3 protein-coding genes are annotated in these 2,584 nt (G+C 72.9%); all 3 read left to right on the forward strand.

The features are described 5' to 3' along the window. On the forward strand, nt 1-181 hold a 181-nt coding region (locus AC0CYZ_RS11465), incomplete at its 5' end, for a hypothetical protein (RefSeq protein ID WP_472215359.1). After that, nucleotides 178-1,656: a peptidoglycan D,D-transpeptidase FtsI family protein gene (locus AC0CYZ_RS11470; protein WP_472215361.1), complete on the forward strand. Its 1,479-nt coding sequence runs from the start codon at nt 178-180 to the stop codon at nt 1,654-1,656. The genes AC0CYZ_RS11465 and AC0CYZ_RS11470, both read left to right, overlap by 4 nt. A 4-nt stretch (nt 1,657-1,660) precedes the next feature. Beyond that, nucleotides 1,661-2,584: serine/threonine-protein kinase (locus tag AC0CYZ_RS11475; RefSeq protein ID WP_472215363.1), on the forward strand; the 924-nt coding region annotated here is incomplete at its 3' end.

Genomic DNA, 2,584 nt, shown 5'->3' on the forward strand with positions numbered 1-2,584 from the left:
CCCGGGGCAGGCGCCCGAGGCCTCGCGCACCCCCCTCGCGGAGGCGCACACCGAGATGGTGTCGCGCGGTGACGCCGCGACCCCGCCCCAGGGCACCCCGCACGCGACGCCGGCCGGACAGCCGGCGCGCGGCAGGTCGCAGCCGGGCGCGCACGGCGACGGGGGGAGGACCCGAGAGTGAACACCCCGCTGCGTCGGGTCTCCCTCGTGGTGATGGGCCTGATCGTGCTGTTGCTCGGACAGGCCACGTGGGTCCAGGTGGTCAAGGCCGAGGACTACAAGTCCAACCCGTACAACCAGCGCGTCCTGCTCGACGAGTACTCCCGTCAGCGCGGGCAGATCAGCGCCGGGGGGGACGTGCTCGCCTCGAGCGTGCCGACCAACGACCGGCTGAAGTACCTGCGCCAGTACTCCAGCGGCCCGATGTACGCCCCGATCACCGGCTACTACTCGCAGGTCTACGGGTCGAACGGCATCGAGCGCGCCGAGGACTCCGTGCTCAACGGCACCGACGACCGGCTCTTCGTGCGCCGCATCTCCGACGTCATCACCGGGCGGGCCCCGGCCGGCGGCAACGTCGCGCTGACCATCGACCCCAAGGTCCAGCAGGCCGCGTACGAGGCCATGGCCTCGAAGGGCTACAGCGGCAGCGTCGTCGCCATCCGGCCGCAGACCGGCGAGATCCTCGCGATGGTCTCGACGCCGTCCTTCGACCCGAACCCGTTGGCGAGCCACGACGGCCCGACGCAGAAGGCGGCGTGGAACGCGCTCGACCCGAACAGCCCGGACTCGCCGCTGATCAACAAGGCCATCAGCTCGACCTATCCCCCCGGGTCGACGTTCAAGCTGGTGAACACCGCGGCCGCGCTCGAGGCGAACGCGATCACCCCGCAGACCCCGGTGACGGCCGCGCCGCGGATCACGCTGCCCGACAGCGTCACGACCCTGGAGAACTACGACGGCGAGGCGTGCGGCTCCGGCCCCACGGTGCCGTTCTCGGTGGCCTTCGCGAAGTCCTGCAACGCGCCCTTCGCCCAGCTCGCCGACCAGATCGGGGCCGACAAGCTGCGCGCCCAGGCGACGGCGTTCGGCATGGAGAACTCCGCCCTGACCGTGCCCATGCCGGTCGCCGAGTCCTCGGTCGGCGAGCTCGGGGACGGCGCGGCGCTCGCGCAGTCGGGCATCGGGCAGCGCGACGTGCGGATGACCCCGCTGCAGAACGCGATGATCACGTCGACGATCGCGAACGGCGGCGTGCCGATGCAGCCGCACCTGGTCAGCCAGATCCAGGGCCAGGACCTCTCGGTCGTGGACACCACCTCGCCCGACCGGGGGTCGCGGGCGATCTCGGGGAGCACCGCCGCCACACTGACGCAGCTGATGATCGGTTCGGAGAACGGCGGCACGAGCGGCGGGAAGATCCCCGGCGTCCAGCTCGCCTCGAAGACCGGCACGGCCGAGTGGGGCCCCACCCCGAAGACCAGCCCGCCGCACACCTGGTACGACGTGTTCGGGCCGGTGCCCGACCCCCAGGTCGCGGTCTCCGTGATCGTGGAGAAGGGCGGCAACCGCGGCGACGACGCGACCGGGTCGTCCGTCGCCGGGCCGGTCGGCCGCGCGGTCGTCGCCGCGGCCCTGCAGCAGGGAGGGAGGTAGCTCGATGGCTCCGACCACGGGCACCCTGCTCGCCGACCGCTACCGGATCGGCCGACGCATCGCGATCGGCGGCATGGGCGAGGTCTGGGAGGCGCAGGACTCCCGCCTCGACCGCACCGTCGCCGTGAAGATCCTCAAGGCCGAGCTGTCCGGCGACCCCGAGTTCCTCCACCGCTTCCGCACCGAGGCCCGCACCGCCGCCTCGCTGAACAACCCCGGCATCACCCAGGTCCACGACTACGGCGAGACCACCACCGACTGGACGACGGCCAACGGCACCGTCCAGGTGCCGGTCGCCTACCTGGTGATGGAGCTGGTGCGCGGCGAGCCGCTGGCGCAGCTGCTCTCGGTGCACGGCCGCCTCGGGGTCGACTTCACCCTCGACATCCTCGAGCAGTCCGGTTACGCCCTCGACGCGGCGCACGAGCGCGGCCTGGTCCACCGCGACGTGAAGCCGGGCAACATCCTGGTGACCCCGACCAACCAGGTGAAGATCACCGACTTCGGGATCGCGAAGGCCGTCGACGCCGCCCCGGTCACCCGCTCGGGCATGGTCATGGGCACCGCGCACTACATCGCGCCCGAGCAGGCCGGCGGCGGTGACGCGGGCCCGGCCTCGGACGTGTACTCCCTCGGCGTCGTCGGCTACGAGTGCCTCGCCGGGCGCCGGCCGTACCTGTCCGAGAACGCGGTGACGGTCGCGATGATGCACATCCGCGATCCGCTGCCCCCGCTGCCGCCCGACGTCCCCCCGGTGGTGCGCCAGCTGATCGAGCTGACCCTCACCAAGGACCCGCGCGGGCGCTACGCCACCGGCGGGGAGTTCGCCCGCGCGGTGGCGGCCGTGCGCCGCGGCGAGCCGGTGCCCCGCCCGGGCGCGGTGACCGCGGCGACCGAGGCCGTCAACCCGGCGACCCGCATCGCGCCG

The organism is Actinomycetospora sp., assembly GCF_055612215.1.